Genomic DNA, 23,560 nt, shown 5'->3' on the forward strand with positions numbered 1-23,560 from the left:
CCGTTTCTTCAATTAATTGTACAATGATTAGATACGCAAGTCAATCGCAATCAACGGCCCAAAGCCGCTTTATGCAAGTATCGCAAGGGCCTCTCCCCCATCTCCAAAACGCAAAAAAAGCCCTGTCAGAAAAGACAAGGCTTTCTCAGCAATTGTAAAATCGACTACTCCTTCATGGCTTTGACGACTTCCGGATCGACAGCAAAACTATATTCCTCATTGGGGAAACTCCGATCCTGTACGTCTTTGATGTACTGACCGACGGCATCGACGATGGTCTGATGGAGGTCGGCATAGGTCTTGACGAACTTCGGACGGAAACCGCCGCTCATGCCGAGGAGGTCCGTGCAAACCAAGACCTGACCGTCGCAGACATTGCCGGCACCGATCCCGATAGTGGCCGCCTGTTTCAAGGCCTTCGTAATTTCCGCTGCAATATCCGTCGGTACGCATTCCAAGACGATGGCAAAGGCACCGGCTTCTTCTAGGGCCAAGGCTTCCTGAATTAAGCGTTTCGCCGTTTCGGCATTTTTCCCCTGCACGCGGTAGCCGCCGAGCTGATGGACCGACTGCGGCGTAAGGCCGATATGGCCGACGACGGGAATGCCTGCCGTCGTCATGGCTTTGACAGCTTCACAGACACTGGCGCCGCCTTCTAATTTTACGGCATCACAGCCCGTTTCCTTCATCAACCGTCCGGCATTGTGAAGGGCCTGGCAGACACTTTCCTGATAGCTCATGAAAGGCATGTCGGCGACGACCAAAGCCCGCTTCGTCCCGCGGACGACAGCTGCCGTATGATGGACCATATCGTCCATAGTGACCGGCAGGGTCGACGTATGACCCATGACGACATTGCCCAAAGAATCACCGACGAGGATCATGTCGATACCGGCTTCGTCGACGTTCTGCGCCATGACATAGTCATAAGCCGTAATCATGGAAATGGGCGTCCCTTCCCCTTTCATTTTCTTGATGGTCAGATTCGTTACTTTCTTATTCATTGTGAACTCCTTCCGCCATCGCAAGGATTTCTTTCAGTACTTCATACTGGTTTTCCGTAATCGTTCCGTTTTCTAAAGAGAGTTCTCCCGCGGCCCGGCTAAAGGCACAATAAGGCCCCACCAAATCGGCCGGCATGGCTTCCAGGTGTTTGGCCACCGTCCCCGTATCGCCGCGAGAAACAGGCCCGGTCAAGGCCTTCTGCCAGCGATCGGTGCCTTCGAGGTTTCCTACCGTCCCCTTAAGGAGAGGCATCAGCGACTGTGCAGCCTCCTTGTCCGTCTCCGTCCAGCGCCGCATGAGCCGCTGCCCGAGAGCGACAGCCGTCACGACGTAATTGGAGCAAAAACAAGCAGCGGCGTGGTAGAGGACCCGTTCTTCCGGCGGCACAAAAAGAGGCTTGCTGTCAAGAGACGTCACCAGCGAAAGGGCCGCTTCCTTGGCCCGGTCATCGCCGTCGACAGCCATATAAATATGGCGCAGCAAATCTCCCGACGGTGCGGCAAAGCTCTGCAGCGGATGAAGGCTGCCCACCGAAAATCCCAAGGCCGACAACGGCTCAAGAGAAGACAAATCCATGGCCCCGCTGCAGTGAAGGATAACCGTATCACAAGCCCCGTCATCCCCGGAAAGAGCCTCTGCCAGCGCCCCGGCAACGCTCCCGATCACATCGTCACGTACCGTCAGCAGCAGGACATCACAGTGCCGAAGAAGATCGGCCCCGTCGGAATAGGCCTTGACCTGAAGGGACTGCGCCCGCTGCGTCGTATGTTCTTTTGTAGAACAAAGAATACCTTCAACGGCCGAAGGCATGGCTAAAACAAAAGAAGTGCCGACTCTGCCGGCACCGATAATCCCTAAACGCATGATGTACTCCCTCAAAAAAAGCGCATTCCACCCGGGAATGCGCACAAAAAGCCTACGTCTACAAATTTCGTCCCAGTCTTTCGATCCAAGCGACATGCTATGAAATTAAAATGCGTAACAGAGACAATATGCGGTACGGATCCCACGGATTCCGTCCAATCCCGGTTACAACTACAGAATACACTATTTGTGAAAACTTTACCAATATCATTTAGGAATAGACATTCATCTTTGAAGCAAAAAAAAAACATATCCGAACCGGCATTCCTGCCACATTCGGATATGTTTGCTTTGGTGGGCGGTAATGGATTCGAACCATCGACCCCCTCGATGTCAACGAGATACTCTAACCAACTGAGCTAACCGCCCTCAATATGAATTTGTCATGCGACTTTATTATTATAACGCATCCTCGATGTCTTGGCAAGTCCTTTTGATTATTTTTATTTTAGAGGTCAATCGTAGAGTAAATACACCTTCAGACATTACCCACAGACTGGCCTGCAATATCTGAAGGTCTTAATTCTAACCATTATTTCAACTTTCACGCCGAGGAGGCTTCAACATAGATAGTTTCACTGCCCCTCTCATCACTATCACGCCTGCACTAAAAAATATCATCTGTCCCCAATCGTACCTGCCCCAAGATTCATTGCCTATCTTTGTCCCTAATGCTCTGACCATCCGGATACAGCCACATAATTCGGCCATTCGCACTCCCTCCGACGACACAGGCGGCCGCAGTAGAAGGGCTGTCGAAGGCTACATCCTCGACGAAGCATCCGTTTTTAATTTTGTTCTCAGTGATCAGCATTCTTCGACGGTTATGGATAGAATTAGGGCACGACGGGCGTTCTACCGCACTGAACCCGGAACCCTTGCACACGACAAAGCGATTCCCTGCAATGTAAGCCGTTGCCGCGACTTGTCTTCCCGCAAGATGAAGAATTTCTATATCTGATTTACTGTGCGTATAGCCGAAAATCCCATTAGGAAATACATCCAGATAAAATTCGATATCTTGAATATAATTTTCGCAAGTATGTATCTGTCCCCCGTTAAGATGATAATGTCGTTTCCTAAACGCCCTCGTACAATTCATCTTTGTAGGACTCGTAGTCAAGCACTTTTTAAAGTGATTATGTGCATATTCACACATGGCATTTTCAATAAATTGCAGCTCATTACTACTGATATTAAAATCTGTAAATTTAAATCCTAAAACAGTATGCCACGATGAATCGATGTCGCCTGAATGCGTATTCAAAATTCTTCTTTGAATCGTATCCAATCCCGTCTGTCCAACATACACCGCATCGGATGCAACAAGGAGCAAATAAATACCCGGCCCATTTAATTCATTTTCATAGTCCTTTATATTTTCTTTTTTGACTTTAATTACGGATATTTTCGATGAATCGCTGCTCATCGTAACGGTACCCTCATAAGTACCATCCGCTAAATATATTTTTAGGCCGCGCATTGAACAATCACTCCTTGAATTATGTTGCTTAGACTGATTTGCTTCTATGAATAACTAGAGTATGAAATTGCAGAATCGCTGCCTAAGGATTTATCCTCTTCTGTTCGAGCATTTCGTTAATTTCAAAAATAAAATTCTCACTACAAGAAGCCAATATACATGAATAGCCATATCCGGAGGATTTCATAAGGTTAATACACAAACTTATAAAAAATAGTTTTCCTGCAGATGTCGATAATTTCGGGACCTGCACCTATGAATTCTTGTACACCTTTTAGTGTAAATTATCATTCCATATCATTTATTATCGTCAGTATATAAAAGTCATATACATGAAATACCTTAAGAACGTCATAAAGAATTCCGTAAAAATCCTTTAAAACAGCGCATGGCTATCGCTAAAAACATTATACGGGTTATACATAAACAAATCAATAAACCGGTATATTAGGCCGACATAATTAATAAAGCTCAGCAACGCTGATGAATCTGTTGAAAGAGCTCTTGATATCACTAATATCATTAATTCTTGCTACTATATACAATGCTAAATAAAAACTGAACCGCCTGTCGATTTTTGTATAAAATCCTCCATCGGCGCAGTCTCATTTACTAGTTACATAAGATTAGACAATGATCGCATAATAAGATCTATATCCTGATTTTCAAGTTCCTGTATAATATGCAGATATGTTTTCTGTGTAGTCGTCATACTGGCATGCCCAAGCCGCCGTGCCACACTTGCAATGGAAACCCCGGCAAAAAGCAGAATAGATGCATGGGTATGACGAAGTCCATGAACAGAAATTACAGGAATTTCAAGTTTCTTACAGCAACGTTCCAGGATATCATTTACAGTAGAATTATATACCTTTTTCTTGGTGATAAAAATCGGTTTATCCGGCGGCATATCTTTAACAAGAAAAGCAAATTGCATAATTACTTGCCAATCAATTTGAATTTTTCGGACAGAAGACTTATTCTTTGTCGGCGAAAAACCTCCCCCATTTTTATAATCCCATGTTTTGCTGACAGAAAGTGTCTGATGGGCAAAGTCAAAGTCAGCCGGAGTGATTGCAAGGGCTTCTGAAAAACGCATTCCCGTCTTGGCAACCAAAAGGATAAACCAGTCCCAATTAACCTCATTCCCGAGATTCAGGCTTTTCAATAACGTATGAAGTTCAAACTGATTCAAATATTTGATTTTCTTTTGGGACTGGGCTTTTCCTTTGATAATAACTTTTCTGGTCGGATCGCGAGGGATAAGACCTTCATCAACAGCATCAAGGATTGACCCTTTTAACTGATGATGAAAATCCATGGTTGTCTGACGTTCATGTTCCTTGGCATATTCGTTAATGATTTGCTGATAGGCCACCCGCGTCACATCGCAAAGTCTAAGATTCGGAGCCAGACGCTCCAGCCAAGAAAGGCTCATACGGTACTTAGAAAGGGTCACACTGCGAATAGCGCCTTCCTTATACACAGCAATCCAGTTTCGGTAATAATCCTTCAAATAATCCGTTGATCTGTTTTCAATTGCCATAAGTGCCTCCTCCCTACGCCGATGAAGGATTGGAGGCCATTAATTATTTACGATTTTTCTTCTTCATCCGGATCCGGAATGTCAATCCCGCCTTCGAGGATAAACTTAGTGAGCAGTTCATCCACGCGGTTATTCACGCGGAATGGAGGTAAGCTTTTCCCATCGACTTTCGTGAAATACTTTTGGGCCTTTTCTCTTACTACCGTCGCTTTCAATTCATCAAACCGCCCGTATTCATTCAAATTATCTTTTGTTACATGAGCATCCATCATTTTTTGCAGGAGCTCCTCAGAACAGCCAAGGGAGTCAGAAAGTCTCCGTTCTTGCCGTCTCTTTGCATTGCTAGCGTACTCTACAATATAATCTCTGAAAGTCTTGCCTTCCGTAAAGCAAACATCCCCGGTCTGTACATCGTGAAGAAAGAGGTTAGCATACTTTTGTTCTTCCTGTGAGAGGAAGGCAAACGATTTGTGGAGTTCCGTCAGCGTCGCTTCTACAGCAGCCGGATCCGCATTGGGATCGCTCAGTTGTTTTCTCCACTTTTCAAAACGAGAGTTCATATAGTCGTTGTCAATAACCCCCGTGTTCTGTTCGGTGAGATAAGGATCGATGGGGAAGGTAATGTCATCATCATCCCCTCTATTTCCATCATCAGGTTTGCGCAATTCTTTGTACCGCTGAAGGAGGATATTATACTGTTCTTCCGTCGGCAGCAGATGAATGATTTCTTCCTTGCTCGTATCTTCTGCATCAATGATAGAAGAATATTCAGTCTTATCCCAAGTAAAGCCCTGAATTCTTGCCGCCTGCAAATAGGTAGAAAATTCACGGAAAAGTTTGGCAAATTTTGCTTTTGAAGGAAGATCTTCCGGTAATCTATCCATAGCCGGGACATCGGCATTTTTAAAAATATCTACCATATCGGCAAAAGTTACATTCATATGGCGAACATTATCAGGCAGATGGTCCGCAAAAAGACCTTGGGGACGATCGCCGGAATAGAGCTGCACAGCGTCTTCAATATTCCGCTTCATCGTATGAGGCATTCGGTAATAACGAATGGAACCAAACGGTTTTTCATTGATGTTAAAAAGCCGGTTAGTACGCGAAAATGCCTGGATTAAATTCTGATAAACCAAAACCTTATCCAAATAAAGGACGTTAATCCACTTAGAATCGAAGCCGGTCAGCATTTGATTGACGACAATCAGCAAGTCCAACTGCATTTCAGGTTCGACTCGTTCATAGGGCTTCTTGTGGGCCAATCTTGCCGATACATCTTTTTTAAACTTAGCGTATCCGCCGATATCGAAGCACTGGCCGAAGGTTTTATTATAATCTTCGAGCATCGCTTTTAGTCCGTCTTCTTTATCAAGCGAACGTTTTCCACCTTGATTATCAATCGTCGGATCAAAAAGCCCGGTTACTTTCAGTTTGGGATATTTTTCCCTGAATTTACGATAGTAACGGACAGCTTCCGGAATGCTGCTGGTAGCAAATAAAGCATGAAATTTATGATTTCTTGACAGGGTCAACCAGTTTTCGGCGATATTATCGACTATCGCCCATTCATATTCATCGGTCTGCCAGGCTTCATCTCCTACATAGTCTTCTATCCCCTTCAGGTATTTTCCGTCCTCCTGGCGTTGTCCTGCCATGGGCACTTCAGATGGCGACATGAAATGATAGTACTTCTTGCTCATACTTGGATTCGTTACAGCCTCTTCCTCAGAACTTGCCCCGGATTCCTGCAAGGCAACTTTCTTTCGCAACTCGTTGTCTTTATAGACCATTACCATCGTGGGGTCGAAGCCGAGAACATTTTTATCACGAATACCATCTGCAATACTATAGCGATGCAATTCATCACCAAAAATATCAGCCGTCGTCGTCATAACTTTTTCATTTTCACGGAATACAGGCGTTCCCGTAAATCCGAAAAAGAGCGCATGGGGGAATGTCGCCTTAATAGTGGAAAGCATTTCGCCAAAGGTAGAACGATGACATTCATCAATAATAAATACGAGACGTTTAGATTTCATGGCCTCAAGGTCTTTTGCCTTCATGCTAACTTCTGCATCGTCTTTGATATTGCTCATCTTCTGAATGGAAGAAACAATCAAGGTATTTTTAGGATCATTGCTTTTCATCTTGCTTATCAGAGTGACCGTATCTTCTGTTTCCTGCACGTCATCGGCATTATCGGCAAAAGCCCGATATTCCTTGAGCGACTGTGTACCAAGTTCAATCCGATCCATCAAGAATACGACTTTATCCGCATCTTTCGAAGCTGCGATAAGCTGAGCTGATTTAAAGGAAGTCATCGTCTTGCCAGATCCCGTTGTATGCCAAATATAACCCCCAAGCTGATTTCCTTCTTCCCAGTCATGTTTAGCCACACGGTCAGAAATCCTATTGGCAGCATAATATTGGTAGCTCCGCATGACTTTCAAAACCCCGTCAGCATCATCTGCAACGGTATAGAACCCGACTAACTGATGAGCCATGGGAATTGACAAAAGCAGCTCGGCAACACGCTTCCAATCGTTGATAGGATCATTATTCAAATCTGCGCAGTGGAAATAAAAATCTGGATTGAACCGTCCATCGGGGCCCGGATTCGAAAAATACAAAGTCTCGGTCGGATTCATTGCCACAAAAATCTGGATAAGAGAGAAAAAGCCAGTAAAAAGCCCTTCATGAGCGTATTTTTCAATTTGATTGGCCGCTTCAATTACGGGAACACCGGACTTCTTCAGTTCGATATGAAAAACAGGCATGCCGTTAATCAGTAACATCAAGTCACCGCGTCGGTCTTGCAATACTTTTTCGTGACGGGCAAATCGAGGTTGTTGAACGATCTGGTAGCGACTTTGTCCGGCGGCAATTTCCATGCGGTCATAGATTTTCAAGCTTACTTCTTTGCCATAGTGCAAGGTATCTTTAGGGTTTTTTCGAGTTATGGATACAGTTTTCCCATTGATGAAGCCGTTTAAAGCCAAAGGAGTCCGAAGACGATTGATTTGTTCCAGAAGATCATCGATTTCTTCTTGAACAAGAGGAAAATCACCCAAGCGGTCGATACTCCGATTGTTTTCAAAAAGAATATTCGCCCAGTTTTGAATCAATTCTTTTTCTGTCGGATACTTAATGACATCCTGTCCCCAACCGTAACGCTGCAATGCAGTAATCAAGGCCGCTTCAAAATCTACTTCTTTATCAAAATCATCCATAACTTTACTCCTATTCTTACAAAATTTCCATAAATTCAGCTTTCGTTGATGAAGGGTAATGGTTTTATCTAAATACGTGAAAAACACACCTATTTTATCTTGTTCCGTGGCATCGACTGGAATCATTACATGTTTTTGCTCCATCCCTGACTTTGTAATATGAATCATTGTTGAGCCATTATGCCCTGCCAATAACGCCTCTTTATCCCTATCAAGTAATTGAACCATAAAATGTTTCTTACCAGTATTAGCTAACTCAATTTTCCAAATATGGTAATGATAAATGACTTTTTCCCCGTGCCAAATATGAGGGCCAAAAGTAGCAGACCATGTATATAATAAATCTCCGTCATTTGCATAATATCTTTCTGGAAGTTCAATATTAGAATAGTACCACGAGTCATTTGTATAGAAATTCCCTACACGCAAAACTCTATATTTTCCTTCATCTAATAATTCAGTTTGAGAATACGCTCTCCCGTTTATAAATGTGGCAATGTCTCCTAACTTACGCTGTTCCCAATCATCAGTGAAGCCTTTAAAGCGAATGCGTGGTTTTTTCGTCTTATTCATCAGTTTCACCACCTATCAATTTTTGTAATTCTCGGATTCCCGCCATATCGGCATCAGACCCGGTCAGATCCGATAGCATAGAAGATAGTAATTTCTCCGTACGTCTAATATCGTCTTCAATATCCTTCATAGTGACAGAATATTTTTGTGCCAGTAATTCCACTCGTTTCGTAAAATCGTCAATCATGGCATCAGCAAGAGCGGCGATGTTATTTACAATCGGGGTAACCCATTTTTTATGAAGAAGCTGCCGTACATCTTCATCAGAAAAGTTTTCAATCGTCTCTTTTGTCAAAAGATGCAACGAAGTTTCTTCTTCTTTGATTTGTTTTTTTAGACTTTTTTCCTTGTCATTCAAACTTTGAGCACTCTTAAGAATTTGAATCAATACCTTGTTGTCCGCTTCATCTTCCTTGAGTACTTTTATGACACCTTTTATATTCTTGAATACAAACTCATCATTTGATTCATTCAAAGCATCGCTAATAGTGTTTTTATCGTCTTCACTCAAAGTCTCAATCAGTTCTTCATAAGCATGGGGAATTTCAGCGAGCTCATCGCGTTTTTTCGACAATGCATTCAATTGCTCAGAAAGGTAAAATTCTTGGACCAACTCGAATTCAAATGCATGCCCTTTCCACCCCTCTTGAACCTCAACTTCTTTCCCTTTTTGTTTCTTTACAACCATGTTGGGATCAACTTTTTTAAAAGTATCTATTCCTTCTGACTGAACGAGCTCTAAGTCTCCAGAGATGATGCTATACTTTTCTTCAAAACTTTCATACGCCTGGTAAGGGTCTAAAATCGGAATACCCGAAAAATGATCAAAAAGATCTGAAGCAATTTGTTCCTCCATTTTAGGGATAGAGAGCGACAAAGACTGATCAATCAGATTTTTATCCAAATATTCCCCGAAATCAGCAAATCGACTGTGAAAACGTCCCAGAAAATTCTGAACATCAAGATTATTCCGAATCGTTGTTTTAATGTCCTCATTCTTCACAGAAACATATTCATCATCGCCGGTAAAGAGATTTTCTTTAAGAGATGGAAAAACCTCCCAATAAGAATCTAGGACAGCAAGTTCACTCACAGGAATCCCGCCAAACATGGAAGCGTAAATATCATAACTTCCCGTCTCTTCCGAAGAATCCACGTAACGCGGAATATTCAAATTATAGTCATTGGCCCTAATTTCATCACGGCTGACCAAGCGGGAATATTTTTCTATACTCAGCCGTCCTTTCACTGTATCCACGACACGGCGAATATCAGAAGGCCTCAATCTATTATTTTTTCCCTCCTTTGTAAATCCCTTAGAGGCGTCGATTACAAGGACATCTGTATTTTCTCTTTTTTGCCGCAATATCATAATAATGGTTGGAATCCCTGTACCGAAAAAGATATTCGCCGGAAGTCCGATAATCGCATCAATATTATTCTGTTCAATAAGGTTCTTACGAATTTGTCCTTCTTCACCGCCACGGAACAGAACCCCATGAGGCAAGACGATTGCCATAATACCATCAGGCCGCAAGTGATAGAGATCATGCAGTAAAAATGCATAATCAGCTTTAGACTTAGGCGCAAAGCCGTACCTGGAATAGCGTAAATCATTTTCTCTTCCAGACGAATCCCAGCGTTGAGAATAGGGCGGATTAGAAACGACAGCATCCACATAGAGTGGATCATACGTCCCGACCGGATCGGAGTCTTCAAAATACGGCCAGTCATCTTCCAGGGTATCTCCATTGCGAGTCACGATATTATCCGGCAAGATACCGCGCATAACAAGATTCATCCGGGTCAGATTGTAAGTATTGGACTTTAGTTCCTGTGCATAATAGCGAATACGATTTTTATCTTCCATATATTTTGCCGTCGTCTGGCCTATGTTGATAAGAAGACTGCCGGAGCCACTCGTCGGATCATAAATCTTGATGTTTTCTCTGCCTCTCAGTTGATTGGCCACAATTTCAGACATGAGGAGAGAAACTTCATGGGGTGTATAAAATTCCCCTGCCTTCTTTCCGGCATTGGCGGCAAAGTTTGAGATCAAATATTCATAAATGAAGCCCAATACATCATAATCCTGTTTTTTCTGCATAGGGATTTCATCAATGAGATGCGCCAGATCACGAACAGATTTGGTTTGGGACTTAGTGTTTTCACCCAGCTTGGAAAGTCCCGTCTCGAGGGTATTAAAAATCCCTTCAAATACTTTTTTATGAGAAGGAGAAATGAGACGAGTAAAGGAAGATAATGCGGTACGCACATTGTCTACAGAAAAATCAGAACCTAAGTGAATCCAAGTTGAAAAGAGATCTTTATAGGAGATAAAGTACCCGAGATTTTTCTGAACAGTACGAACCGTTTCGAAATCCTCTTCATTTACATAATTTATAATATCTTCCTTCGTATATTCTTGGGACAGAAGCCACTGCTCTTCCTTATCAGACAAATATTTATAAAAGATAAAGCCAAGGATATAGTCTTTATATTCATTAGGTTCGATTTTCGACCGCATACGGTTTGCAGATTCCCATATTTTCGCAGCCAGCTGTTGTTTATTCATTGAAGTATACTCCTTACTATATATTCGTTCAATAGTCAAACGTTTGATTCTAATCTCAATAAAGTGCCGTTATCATCGTAATATTCCTTATTATTAACGATTATCCTGCATAATAAATAGTATATCATCATTCCATCCTTTAGAAAAGAAACACCGACAGGAGTCCGTATCATCACTCATCCGTCAGTAACAATAGGATGAAAACAGGATATCCTATGACAAAGTCACAGAACATCCTGTTTATTCAGAGTCAAACGATGATCTTATTTGCCTTTAAAGGTCGTTTTACGTTTTTATACGAAAGCAGCTATGTCTTTTCCATGAGGATCAATATCTTTGGAGACAAAGTTAGAGTTTTTAGAAGACAAGTAAGTTATCATTCCAAAAGTATTCTTACAAACAGAATAAAACAACCTAACAAAAGCCGATACAAGACATCCCTAAAAGATGCCCTATATCGGCTTTTCTCATGCAAGATTCAGTTTTCAGTCCCCCTATAGCATTACCTCCTTTTTCTAAAAGGAGTCCAATTAAATCTGGAGATTTTAGTAATGCGACGGTTGAGCTGGTCAAACTTGTTCGGCGAAAGCTTGTTTCAGTCCCCCTATGGCACAAACTCCTTTTTCTAAAAGGAGTCAATTTAGACCTGGGGATTTTGGTAATGCGACTGCCAACAACACAGATCGCATGTCTTGGTCAACTGAACGTTTCAGTCCCCTTACGGGGATTTTGGTACTCTGGCTTATCCGATAAAGCCGTCGAAGAAGTTGCGTGGTTTGTAAAGTTTCAGTCCCCTTACGGGGATTTTAGTACTCTGACGATGACGATTTCTGCCACTTATGCGCCGTTGCCGGAGTTTCAGTCCCCTTACGGGGATTTGGTACTCTTACTGATAAACCCGGAAAGCCGCGGAATATCAAGACAATCCTGTTTCAGTCCCCCGATGGCACAAACTCCTTTTCCTAAAAGGAGTCTAGTTAAATCCGGGGATTTTGGTACTCTGACCTTGTTCTGAATATGCGCAGCCGTCTTGTCATGGTCTCGTTTCAGTCCCCTTACGGGTACTACGACCCGTGAGCTAACTGCCCACACAACGCCATTATCGACGTGTTTCAGTCCCCTTACGGGGATTTTGGTAATGCGACGTTAATGCTTAAGATTCTGGAGTTGTTCGGGGGCATGTTTCAGTCCCCTTACGGGGATTTTGGTACTCTGACGAGGAACGGCAATTTTTCAATTTTCATGGTAGTCCTAGGTTTCAGTCCCCTTACGGGGATTTCGGTACTCTGACGTTTTCCAAAGGTCAGTAGTACTTTGACTTTTCTTTAGTATACGTTTTCCGACTTTTATTGTCAAACGAATAGTCGCGTTAACTCCAAAAAAAGCCATGCCCGAACGGCATTCGTCCGGAACATGGCTATATGGAAAAAGGGATTGGCTGACCGGTACTTACGAGGAAGAAGCAGGTGTATTAGAAGGTAATTTCAATGCCCGTCCGCCAAATGCGTCCGTCGAGGTAGATGGCGTCGATCTTTTTATTGAAGACGTTGTCGATGCCGGCGAAAAGGCGGGTCTTTTCATTGAATTTACGGTTGATGACGAAGTTGAAGGTTTGATAGTTGTAGGCTTTATGGGTGTCGCTTTCGTAGTAATTATGGACCCACTGTTCCCAAATCGTGGCATTCCAGCCCGTTTTCTTATGGTCGTCGTAGGTAAGCTGCCAGGTCGTGATGTTGTCGGCAATGCCGTCGACGCCGTGGGCCGATGCTTCTGCCGATGCCGATTTATTGCCGGCCGACGTCCAGTTGCTGGTCACCTTCGTATCCCAGCGGTCGGACAGTTTGCGGCCTAAGGTCAATTCGACGCCGTGGGTCTTGGTCGTGCCGTCGATGTTGTAATACTGGCTCCAGCCGCGGCGACCACTGCCGACGGTATGCGTCGATATCATGTTTTCAATATCGTTGTGGAAGTAGGTCAGTTTGCCGAAGGTCTTGCCCCATTCCCCTTCATAGCTGATGTCCCAATTCTTCGATTCTTCGGGCTTCAGGTCGGGATTGCCCAAGGTCAGGACCCCCATGTGGGTATAGTCCATGTAGAGTTCGCTGACGCTCGGCGCCTTGTAGCCTTCGCCCCAATTGACCTTGAAGCGGTTGTTGTCGTTGAGGAAGTACGTCGCCCCGATGTGGGGCGTCGTCTTGCTGCCAAACTGGCTGTGATGGTCGTAGCGGACGGCCGGGATGATGACCCATTTGTCGCCGATGAGCCATTCGTCCTGGATGTAGGCGGCGTAAGTGCTGACGTCCTTGCCGTCGCTTCCGTCGCTTCCGAAGTTGACGCCGTCGACGCTGTAGCGATTGTATTCCGTGCCGTACGTCAGGGTATGGTCGCCGTTGATCTTATGGCTGTTCTTGCCTTCAATGCCCCAGATGCTGTAGTTATTCGTTTCTCCGTATTCTTTGGCCAAGGCCGTATAGGGCAGGAAGCGGAATTTATTCAGCTTGCTGTAGAAGGTGCGGATCATATAGTCGTCGTTCTCGGTCTTACCGGTCAGGCTCAGGCTGGCGTCGCGCCGTTCCGTTTCCAGCTTGGCGTCGGCCAGGCGAACGATGCCGCCCCAGGCGCCGAGGTTATATTCTTTATGGCTCCAGTCGCCGGTCAGCTTATCTTTATAGTAACCGAGGTCGAGGTTGAGGTTCTTATTTTCGCCGAGTTCATAGGTACCGCTGAAATTGTAGCTCTGCTTCGGCCCTTCGAGGTTCTTGACCGGAAGGCCCGATACTTGGTGTTCCGTCCACTGGCGGTCCTTGGAAAAATTCATATCGAAGGTACCGCTGAACTTGCCCTGCTTCCCTAAATCGATGTGGTAGTAATTGGATATGTTGGTCGTCCCCGTGGCAACGCCCATGGTAACCGACGGTTCGCCGGACGACTTCTTGGTAATGATGTTGATGACGCCGGACAGGGCATCGGAACCGTACTGGGCCGAGGCGGCACCGCGGACGATTTCGATACGCTCGATGGTATGGACGTTCAGTCGGTCGAGGGCCAACAGGTTCTGTGTCGTCGACGTATCTTCAATGGCCGTCCGCTGGCCGTTGATCAGGATAAGGGCACTGTTGCTGGCCATGCCGCGCATGGAAATGCGGTGACCGAAGCCGGTGCTGGTATTCATGATCTGTATATTATCGGCCAACCGCAGGGCCGAATAGACGTCGGTGGCGCCTAATTTTTCAATGTCCTCGGCGGTAATGACTTCGACGGTCTGCGGCACGGTCTTGACCTCCGCTTCCGTCCTGGTCGCCGTAACGACGACATTCTTCGTCGTCACTCCTTGTTCCGTATCCTGCACATCTGCCGCATAGGCCGGCAGGGACAGGGCCATCAGTATGCCCCAAGTTACATAAGCAGCGCTTTTATGCCTCATCGTTTGATAAGTCCCCTCTTTCATTAGTTATTTTGAAAATGTTTCTCGTTTAAAAGGGTACCATATCTCGTAGTCACATTCTACTCCATTCAGCCAAAAAGCACTCCATTACGACATTTTTTTCACAAATCAAGGTCTTCCTCCGCCTGATTGAGCGCTTTCACCGGCCTGTGACCTCAGGCCTCCAATCGGTCCGAAAAGGCCTGCTGCTTGCGGTATTCCCGAGGCAGGCAGCCGGCCGTCTTTTTGAAGGCCACGGCAAATTTACTGCTGTTTTCATAGCCCACGCAGTTGGCGACTTCGAGGACGCTCTTTTCAGTCTTCACCAAGAGTTCCATGGCTTTAGCCATACGCAGTTCTTTCTGGTACTGATACATCGTCGTCCCGTAGACATCCTTGAAGCAGCGCTTCAGCGACGTCGGCGCCATGTTGTAGCGTTCGGCCATCGCTTCGATCGTGCAGTGGCAGCTCAGATCAGCCACCAATTCCTGGTGGACCGCCTTCACGGTTTCGACTTGGCGCCGCGTCAGGTACGGGCGGTCCAGGCGCATCTTGCCTTCAAAGGTACTGAGGAAGAGAAAAATTTCTAAAATCTTCAGGCGGAAATATCGATGGCGGATGGCCGGCGGCACGTGGTAGAGTTCATAAAACAGATGCTTCATGGCCTCGTTTTCCTGAACGATGATGCCGAAATCGGAATCGCTGCAAAAGCGGTCACACAGGGACATCAAAGAGAAGCTCTCCTGTTCCAGCAGGCGGTCCACGACGGATTGAGCCCGTTTTTCATCGACCAGGACCGACAAGCCATGATAGTGGGATGACGGGAAATAAGCCATATGGCAGTAATCGCTGCAGCTGCGGCGGCCGACGGACATGTCGCCCTTGCCCATGTACAGGTATTCTCCGTTTTTAAATCGGCATTCGATGCGGCCTTCTTCGCAGTGATTGATGGCAAAGACGTCGGGCCGCAGGGGCGCATAGCAGGAAAATTCTTCCATATGGGCTTCGAGATAGCTGAGGGTAATGCCGGGGTAGACTTCCCAGTTGTTCATTTCGGCCGTCCCCGTTTCATTTTCTAGAGACAGGACCGTCAGCGGTCCGTCGTGGCGAACCATCTTGATCGTCGTCGTATAATCCATGATAACCTCCTTAAAGTATGCACCGAGTCTGGCGTAAAGGCTGCTTCCGTTTGGCAAAGCCGGACCAGACAAAGGTCATCCGCTGCGGCGTCAATTCGATGCCGTGGAGAACGACGGCCATGGCTGCCAGCCGTTTTTCGGAAATCCCCTTGGCGGCCGCCGCAGCTTGATAGGCCGGGTCAGCGGGTTCTAACAGGCGTACGGAGCCTTCGATTTGAAGGCCTCCCAAGTGGTCCGTATCGGTAAAAGCATCGAAGACGGCAAAGGCCGCCCGGGGATTTCGGTAGAGATGAATGAATTTTTCTCCGCCTTCACTGAAGAAATAGAGCTTTTGCCCGACGAAAACGTACTCGATGGGCGTAGCCCGCAAGGTGCCGTTGCTTCCAGTCGTCAGAACACCCGTATTATGCTGGGCCAGAAAATCTTCCATGGCCTGCACAGCCTCTTCATCGGCAAAAGGCGCCGGCCACAGGGCCTTGAGGCGCCGAGCCGTTTCCATCGTGTCTTCGAGAAAATTTTCACTAGAAACGAAAAAGGACGCCGCTAAAGACCGTCCCAGTCCCTCTTCGACAGCCGCCGGGCCTTCTCTGATTTCAGTCTTGGCCGTAAGCAAAAGAACCAAGGCTTTCCCTGAAAGGGGCTCCCGCCATTCGGGAAGGGACGAGAGCATGTCTCCCCTTTCCCCCATGACCAAGACAACCCGGCCGTAACGCTGCCACGACGGAGGCGATTCATAAAACGCGCAGGCCCCCATGCCGACCATTCGGCTGACCATAAGGGCTATTTTTCTGGTTGCCTCATCCTCATAGAGATAGAGCGTATTCATTAGAGCCTCCTTTATAAATAATATTGACTCTCATTATAATTTTAATGGATAGCCGTAAACCTTGTCAAATACAAGTAAAAACTGCCGCCCGAAGCAAGGGAGTGGCTCCGGGCAGCAGTCGCTTCGGACCGGTGAAGGGCCGGCCCATCTATAGGGGAGTTACATAGAACCCATGCGCTTCATGACAGCGCTCAGTTCTTCCGGTGAAAGATGCTGCATCGCTTCTGCCATCTTTTTCATGGCTTCCATGCCGGGCTGAACGCCCTTCTCTTTCATTTTTTTCATCGCCGCCGCCATGGCCTCGGACTTGGCTGAATCTTGAGCAGCGACGGCAGCTAAGTTCATGACCGATTCTCCTGTCAGGAGATACTGCATGCATTCCAGCGTCGTCTGGGTCAGGTTGACCTGCCAGAACTGCCCGGCTTCGGTGAGCATATAGAGGGTGCCGTTGTCGGTCACCAGTCCCCGCGCCTGCCAAAGGTCGTAAAGCCACTTCAAATCGCCTAAGCGGCGGTCCTTGGCGATGAGACCGTTCAAATCGAGATAGCCCTGTTCCATTTGGACCTGGACGAAGTCGATCAGCGGCCGCAGGGGCGACTGTTTCATGAGGGCCATGAAGGGCTTCTGCCCCTGGCGGACAAACATTTGATACGGCGAAATGGCCCGGTGAAGCATCGTTTCGTAGCCGTCGACGTGACCGCCGGCGCCGCTGCCGAAGGGAAACATGGCGGCCCCCGACCGGGCCAGCACGTTATACAGGCTGCGCTCCCGGTTGGTCCGGCTCCAGTGGCAGATATTAAGGCGCCGATAAGCCCGTTGTTCCAAATAGACTTTCGCCTCGTGGAACATCTGCGCTTGGACGGACGTTTCGGCCGCCCGTTCCAATCGACCTTCGGAAATAGCTTTATTCAAGTCGCTGCCGTCGAAGACGTTGAGCTGATATAAGTCGGCCCCGTCGGCGGCACATTCCGTCAAAAGGCGCATATCGCGGCGCCAGACATCCATGGTCTGACCGGGCAGGCCATACATCAGATCGATGACGATGACCGCCTGGTTATAAGCCCTTACGTCATCGAGTCGGCGAAGGACGGTCTCCTCGTCGTCGAGGCGGCCGACGGAGCGGCGGACAGCCGTATCAAAGGACTGGACGCCGAGAGACACGCGGTTGACGCCGTTTTCAAACCAAATATCCATCTTTTCCGGGACGACGTCGTGGATCCGCCCTTCCAAGGTCAGTTCGTAGTCATTGGCCAAGGGCAGGCAGCGGCGAATCGTTTTCAAAAGCAAGTCGGCATTAGCCGGCGACAGCGATGTCGGCGTGCCGCCGCCGATGAAGACGGCATGGATCAAACCGTCCCGCAGGCGGGGGCTGTCGGCAGATTGTTCCAGTTCGTCGACGAGACAGCGAACGTATTCGTCTTCGGCCTCCTGCTCGGTTCCGTTTTGAAAGAAACCGCAATACAAGCATTTTGTTTTGCAAAACGGAATGTGGATGTATGCCGTTTGGACGTCCCGCCCGGCAGGCCGACGGCTCATCACGTCCTGCCAGATCTGCTGCGACTCGGCCGGAGCGATGATCTTTCCGCTCAATCCGGCGTGGACGACGCGCTTTCTCGGGAAGGCGTGCCCTAAGGGATCGCCGCCGGAGAGGCCAAACTGCAGGGCCTGCTCTTCCGGCGACAGACTGTCGTAATAAGCCTGTAAGCTCATTGCCCGCCTCCTTCCAGCCAGTGCAGGATATCGGCAGCAAAATCAAAGGCTCGCTGCAAGTCGTCTTCATCGGGGTGCTTGGCCGCTTCGGCATGGCGGGCATCCCGTTCCGGCGTCCGCCCGTGGGGATGGCCGGCATGAAATTTTTTATACATCATTTCAATGATTTTCGGATCCACTGCGCCCTGGCAGATGAAGGTCCCGACGACGTCCGTCCCTTCGGGCAGGAGCCGTGCACCTTCGTCGAGGCTCTTTTGCGCGTGTTCCGACCGGGGATCTGCGCCGAGGGTTGCAAAGAGGGCGACCTTCGGATGGTGCAGTCCTTCGAGGAAGGTCCTGGCTTCGGCATTGGCCGTCCCCCGGTCTACCCAGTAGCCCATAAAGACCAGATCGTAGGTTTCGATGTCGGACGGTGCTTTCGCTGCCGGCAGGCACGGCGTCCCGGCCGGCAGGGCACTGGCAATAGCCTCAGCCACTTTTTTCGTATTTCCCGTGCGGGATGAGTAAAGTACGATTATTTTCATAATGCTTCTCCTCACTGTAATTCAAAAGTAACGGGGACATTGACGGTGATGTCGCCCCCGGTCGGATTGGGATAAGGGCAGGCGGCGTAGACGGCCTTCATCGCCGCTTTAGCCAGCAGCCCGTCGCCGCTGGCCGAAACGCCGATGCAGTTACCGCTGCCGTCGAGGGTGACCGTCACGTAGACCGTCCCGGTCAGGCCGCGCTTCACAGCCATGGGAGGATAGGTTTTATTGGCATTGACGGCGGACCAAAAGCCGTCGGTATCAAAGGCGCCGGTACCCGTACCGTCACTGCCGCTGTCGCCGCTGCCCTGACCACTGCCGCTTCCTTCGCCGTAGCCTTCTCCGTCACCGATGCCGTCGCCGCTGCCGCTGCCCGAACCAGAACCGTAGCCCGAGCCGGACCCGCTGCCTTCGCCGCTTCCCGAGCCGCTGCCGCTGCCGCTTCCTTCCCCGCCTGCCGCAGAGCTGCCTCCATCAGACGAAGCAGAATTTGTCGGAGAGGGATTGGCCGCTGCGCTTTCTACCGGCGATATGGCCGATGGAGCTGCCAAGGCTGACGAAGCCTGTTCGACCTGAGCCCTTCGCTCGGCCACGGCCGCGTCGGACAACTTATCGGGGAAGAGATCGGCCGCTCCGCCGCCACCGCCGGCATGACCGCTCCCGGCGCCTGTCAGTTCCGACGCATCGAGGTCGATGACGTACATTTTTTCTTCTTCATGGTGAGCGACGGAGCTGGCTAAAAAGCACATGAACAGGCCGAAGACCAGGGCGTGGATGACCAGGGATCCGCCATAAGCCTTTTTCCAAGAAATACGGCTGTCCATGGACCTCACCCTTTCTGCTTGGCCGCAATGGCCAGCCGCTTGACGCCGGCAGATTTCAACATGTCCATAACGGCTACGACCTGGCCGTGAGCCGTGCCCTTATCGGCCTGGAGGACGACGGCGGCATTGGCATTATCGGCCATGTGCTTCTTCATCAAAGTCGACGCTTCGTCGATACTGACCGGCTTATTGTCGAGGGTAATATGGCCGTCCTTGTCGACGGTGACGATCAAGGGCATCTGAGCCGGAGCCGAAGCGCTCTGGGCCTGAGGAAGCTGGACGGAAAGGGCTTTTTGGGCGACGGTCTGCAAGCTGTTCATCATAAAAAATACGAGGAGGAAGAAGATGATGTCGATCATGGGGATGATCATGAACACGGGCTTCTTCTTCATTCTGACGTGAGAAAACATGACGTTCGCCTCCTATCCTGCTTTTTGGGCCTGCATGACGTCGAGGCAGACCCGTTCCGTATCGGTGACGATCGTGTCGAGCTGATGCGAGAAATAGGTATAGACGCAGAAGGCCAGGATGGCTACGCAGAGGCCCGTTGCCGTAGCGACTAAGGCCTCGCCGACACCGCCGCTGATGGCCGAGGCACCGGCACCGTTATCGAGGACGCTGAAGGTACTGATCATGCCCGTAACCGTCCCCAAGAGCCCTAACAGGGGAGCGATGGTGACGATGGCACTGAGATAGTCGAGATACCGCTGGAAGCCGATGGCTTCGACGTGCATCTGTTCATGAAAGGCCGTCTTCATCCGATTTTCGTCGCCGCCGTATTTCAGGCCGTTGGCGACGATGCGGCTCATGGCCGTCGGAAATTGCCGGCAGTAGGCATCAGCCCGGTCCCATTCCCGGCTCTCGGCCGCCTCACTGACGCCGGCACAGAATTCCTTAGAGCCTTTACGGTTCACCCGGTAGTAGCCAAAGCGTTCGATGGCGATGGCCAGGGTAAAAATAGACAGCAGCAAGAGAGGATACATGACCAGACCGCCGCTGTGAAACAACTGTAAGGCATACTGAAAAGCTTCCATTCTTTCACACGCTCCCTTTTATGAAATTAATTCTCATCTTTAAGCAGTGTCATTGTAACAGATTTTCCCCTCCCCTTTCTACTCCAAGGAGGTCAAAAAGGATCCGTTCAGACATTTACTTTAAAAATGGATCAAAGACTGATAAAATACCGCCTTTTTCTAGGCTTTTGAAGAAAACTGAGCCCGGTATAAGTCATAATAAGCCCCTTTTTTCGCTATCAGCGCTTCATGGGACCCTTCTTCGGCAATCCCCTCTCCGGTCAGGACCACGATGCGGTCGGCCTGGCGGATCGTCGCCAAGCGGTGGGCGATGATCAGTGTCGTCCGCTTCGCCGACAAGGCCGTCAAAGCCTGCTGGATCCGCAGTTCCGTTTCGTTATCGAGGGACGACGTGGCCTCGTCGAGGATCAGGACCGGCGGGTTCTTAAGGAACATGCGGGCAATGGCCAATCGCTGTTTTTGACCGCCCGACAAGAGGACGCCCCGTTCGCCGACATAACTGTCATAGCCTTCGGGCAGGGCCTCGATAAAGGCGGCGGCATCGGCTTTTTTCGCCGCTTCCCGAAGGGCCTCATCGGGTGCCGTCTCATCGCCAAGGGCGATATTGTCCCGAATCGAGCGGGCAAAGAGAAAGACATCCTGCTGGACGATGCCCACGGCCTGCCGCAGCGACGCCAGGGTATAGTCGCGGATATCCCGGCCGTCGAGGACGATGGAACCGGCCGAAACGTCATAAAAACGAAGGATCAGATTGGCAAGGCTGCTCTTTCCGACGCCGGTAGCACCGACGATGGCTACCGTTTCCCCCGGCGCGACGGTCAAGTTAAAATCCTTCAAAATCATCGTATCGCTGCCGGGATAAGAAAAGGACACGCGGCGAAATTCCAGACGCCCTTCAATTCCCTCAGCCTCGACGGCGCCGGGACGGTCGACGATTTCAGCCTGTTGGTCCATCAATTCTGCATAACGACGAAATCCGGCCATACTGCGCTGATACCGTTCCGTCAGGACGGTGAGCTGCATGATAGGCCGGATAAAGAGCATGAGATACATCAAAAAGACGACTAAATCGGCGACGGCCATGGCTCCGTGAATGATAAAATAACTGCCGGCAGCAATGATGACCAAGTTGTTTACATTGGTAAAAAAGAGGATGGTACTCATCAAATAGGCTTCCAGGAGATTGGTCCGCTTCTGGGCCTGCCGCAGCTTTTGGCTGGCCCCTTCAAAATGGCGGAAGAGGCGGTTTTCACTGCCAAAGGCCTGAATGACCCGGATGGCACTGAAGCTTTCGGCACAGACCGTACTGAGGCTCCCCATTTTCTCCCGCGCGCGGAAAAAGGTCTTCTTCATCCGTCGGTTGAGCCATATCGTATCGGCCGTCTTTAGGGCCAAAACGACGAGGACCAGACCGGCCAACTGCCAATTGAGGCGGAACATGAAGAAGGCACTGCCGGCCATGGTAATCGTGCAGACGAGGGCTAAGTTGGGCAGTTGAAAGACGAGGTCGCCGATCTCTGAAATATCGCTGATGACCGTCGACACGAGCCGTCCCGTATGGACGCGGTCGAAGAAGGAAAAACTCAGCCCTTCCACATGGGAAAAGAGGTCACAGCGAAGGTCATGCTCAATGCGGGCTCCCATATTCCGGCCGCAGTAATAGACGAGAAAGGTCAGGAGCAGACAGAGGACGTAGAGCCCCAAAAGGCCGAGGGCTGACCGAATCAGGGCCACTAAATCCCCGGACGGCAGGACGACGTCGAGGATATGGCGGACCACCATGGGAAAGAGGGTCTCCAAGACGGCCGATAAGACGGAGCCGATAACGACGACGGCCAGGAGCCGGCCGTACGAGCGGTAGCAGGATAAAAAGCGCTTCATCCCCCATCGCCCGCCTCTGTGTTAGGTACGACGACGATATAGTCCCCTTCATCTTGGTACAGCCTTCCCGGCTGCACACCGCCTGTCTCGGACGACTCCGCGAAAACGGCGGTAATGACCTGTATATCGAGGTCCGGCTGCCGGCGGTGGAGCTGTTCGACAGAGCCCAAATAACCGCCGCTGTGGACGGCCCCGGTCAGATGATAGACCAGATGAGCGGGATGGTTCTTTTTATAAGCGGCCAGCCTTTCGGCCATGGCATTGTCCTTTAAAGATTGGGCCGAAAACAGCTTGGGGATCGTTTCTTCCGATACCGGCATGGCCCGCCCTTTTAAGGCCTTCATGATCTTCGTAAATTTTCGTTCATAAGCCAGAGAGCTCGGGTAAAGGGGCTCCGGCACATAGGATTTCCACGATGCCGGAATGGCGTCCAACGTCCCCGTCCGGGCATACGCCGCCGCAGCCGGCCTCGGGATCGAGGCGGCGACGACAGAAAGGTCATGTGTTTTGGCAAATTCAACGGCGGGCCGATAGGCCTCCCTATAGTTGGGCCAGGGCCGGCTCTGGGCTAAATAAGTTTCTTCAGGGACCTCTCCCTTCAGATAGGCATCCAGCACGGGCTGGCTGTCCTGTTCAGCCATTTCCAACGAAAGGGCCAGATTGCGGCCTTTTCGCTCATAGAGAGCCTCAAAGAGAGCTGCTTCCAGTTCGTGAATGGCGGTATTGTCATGAAATTCCCCAAAGAAGATGACGTCCGCCCCTTTCACCTGATCGGCTAACTCCGAGACCGACAGACTGCGGCCCGTCGCCGTTTCGACGATGTCCGGTCCTTGAGCCCCGTTCGTCAGTCCGGGTACGGCCAGGACGAGGGCCCAAGCCCACAAGGTCAATGATTTTCGTAACAAGGATTTCATCA

Annotated in this window: 16 protein-coding genes and 1 tRNA gene; all 17 read right to left on the minus strand. The window is 49.1% G+C overall.

Going from position 1 to position 23,560, the window contains the following annotated elements:
• Positions 1–164 precede the first annotated feature (164 nt).
• A complete protein-coding gene (gene panB, locus UCI88_RS10150) occupies positions 165–1,004 on the minus strand; it encodes a 3-methyl-2-oxobutanoate hydroxymethyltransferase (protein ID WP_044503032.1) in 840 nt (279 codons plus the stop codon).
• On the minus strand, positions 997–1,869 hold the full coding sequence (locus UCI88_RS10155) for a Rossmann-like and DUF2520 domain-containing protein (protein ID WP_256179470.1): 873 nt from the start codon (positions 1,867–1,869) through the stop codon (positions 997–999). Before UCI88_RS10155 ends, panB begins: the two co-directional genes overlap by 8 nt.
• Positions 1,870–2,161: 292 nt before the next feature.
• Positions 2,162–2,238: transfer RNA gene (locus tag UCI88_RS10160), tRNA-Val, on the minus strand.
• A 280-nt stretch (positions 2,239–2,518) separates the two neighbouring features.
• Complete coding sequence (locus UCI88_RS10165; RefSeq protein ID WP_256179469.1) at positions 2,519–3,352, minus strand: DUF4357 domain-containing protein; 834 nt, start codon at positions 3,350–3,352, stop codon at positions 2,519–2,521.
• Positions 3,353–3,968: 616 nt separating this feature from the next.
• Complete coding sequence (locus tag UCI88_RS10170) at positions 3,969–4,898, minus strand: site-specific integrase (protein WP_044503036.1); 930 nt, start codon at positions 4,896–4,898, stop codon at positions 3,969–3,971.
• A 47-nt stretch (positions 4,899–4,945) separates the two neighbouring features.
• Entirely contained in the window at positions 4,946–8,704 is a 3,759-nt protein-coding gene (locus UCI88_RS10175; protein ID WP_302356978.1) for a type I restriction endonuclease subunit R, EcoR124 family, read from the minus strand.
• Positions 8,697–11,279 (minus strand): type I restriction-modification system subunit M, encoded by a 2,583-nt coding sequence (locus tag UCI88_RS10180; RefSeq protein WP_256179466.1) that lies wholly within the window; start codon positions 11,277–11,279, stop codon positions 8,697–8,699. Before UCI88_RS10180 ends, UCI88_RS10175 begins: the two co-directional genes overlap by 8 nt.
• Before the next feature lie 1,471 nt (positions 11,280–12,750).
• The gene (locus UCI88_RS10185) at positions 12,751–14,703 is read right to left on the minus strand and encodes a TonB-dependent receptor plug domain-containing protein (RefSeq protein WP_256179465.1); all 1,953 of its coding nucleotides are present in this window, start codon (positions 14,701–14,703) and stop codon (positions 12,751–12,753) included.
• Positions 14,704–14,879: 176 nt separating this feature from the next.
• A complete protein-coding gene (locus UCI88_RS10190) occupies positions 14,880–15,842 on the minus strand; it encodes a helix-turn-helix domain-containing protein (RefSeq protein WP_049917261.1) in 963 nt (320 codons plus the stop codon).
• Between the two features lie 10 nt (positions 15,843–15,852).
• Positions 15,853–16,668, minus strand: coding sequence for a pyridoxamine 5'-phosphate oxidase family protein (locus UCI88_RS10195; RefSeq protein ID WP_256179464.1), 816 nt, complete (start codon positions 16,666–16,668; stop codon positions 15,853–15,855).
• 159 nt (positions 16,669–16,827) lie between these two features.
• Positions 16,828–18,378 (minus strand): heme anaerobic degradation radical SAM methyltransferase ChuW/HutW, encoded by a 1,551-nt coding sequence (gene hutW, locus UCI88_RS10200; protein WP_302356973.1) that lies wholly within the window; start codon positions 18,376–18,378, stop codon positions 16,828–16,830.
• Positions 18,375–18,902, minus strand: coding sequence for a flavodoxin family protein (locus tag UCI88_RS10205; protein ID WP_256179462.1), 528 nt, complete (start codon positions 18,900–18,902; stop codon positions 18,375–18,377). Before UCI88_RS10205 ends, hutW begins: the two co-directional genes overlap by 4 nt.
• 11 nt (positions 18,903–18,913) lie before the next feature.
• Positions 18,914–19,729, minus strand: a complete 816-nt coding sequence (locus tag UCI88_RS10210) for an energy transducer TonB (protein ID WP_256179461.1) — start codon at positions 19,727–19,729, stop codon at positions 18,914–18,916.
• Positions 19,730–19,734: 5 nt separating this feature from the next.
• Positions 19,735–20,139 (minus strand): ExbD/TolR family protein, encoded by a 405-nt coding sequence (locus UCI88_RS10215; RefSeq protein ID WP_044503043.1) that lies wholly within the window; start codon positions 20,137–20,139, stop codon positions 19,735–19,737.
• Positions 20,140–20,151: 12 nt separating this feature from the next.
• The gene (locus tag UCI88_RS10220; RefSeq protein WP_044503044.1) at positions 20,152–20,763 is read right to left on the minus strand and encodes a MotA/TolQ/ExbB proton channel family protein; all 612 of its coding nucleotides are present in this window, start codon (positions 20,761–20,763) and stop codon (positions 20,152–20,154) included.
• A gap of 159 nt (positions 20,764–20,922) precedes the next feature.
• Entirely contained in the window at positions 20,923–22,644 is a 1,722-nt protein-coding gene (locus UCI88_RS10225; protein WP_256179460.1) for an ABC transporter ATP-binding protein, read from the minus strand.
• A complete protein-coding gene (locus UCI88_RS10230) occupies positions 22,641–23,558 on the minus strand; it encodes a ChaN family lipoprotein (RefSeq protein ID WP_256179459.1) in 918 nt (305 codons plus the stop codon). Before UCI88_RS10230 ends, UCI88_RS10225 begins: the two co-directional genes overlap by 4 nt.
• Between the last annotated feature and the right edge of the window lie 2 nt (positions 23,559–23,560).

Origin of the sequence: Megasphaera massiliensis (genome assembly GCF_036305205.1) — a bacterium.
Lineage (GTDB): Bacteria > Bacillota > Negativicutes > Veillonellales > Megasphaeraceae > Megasphaera > Megasphaera massiliensis.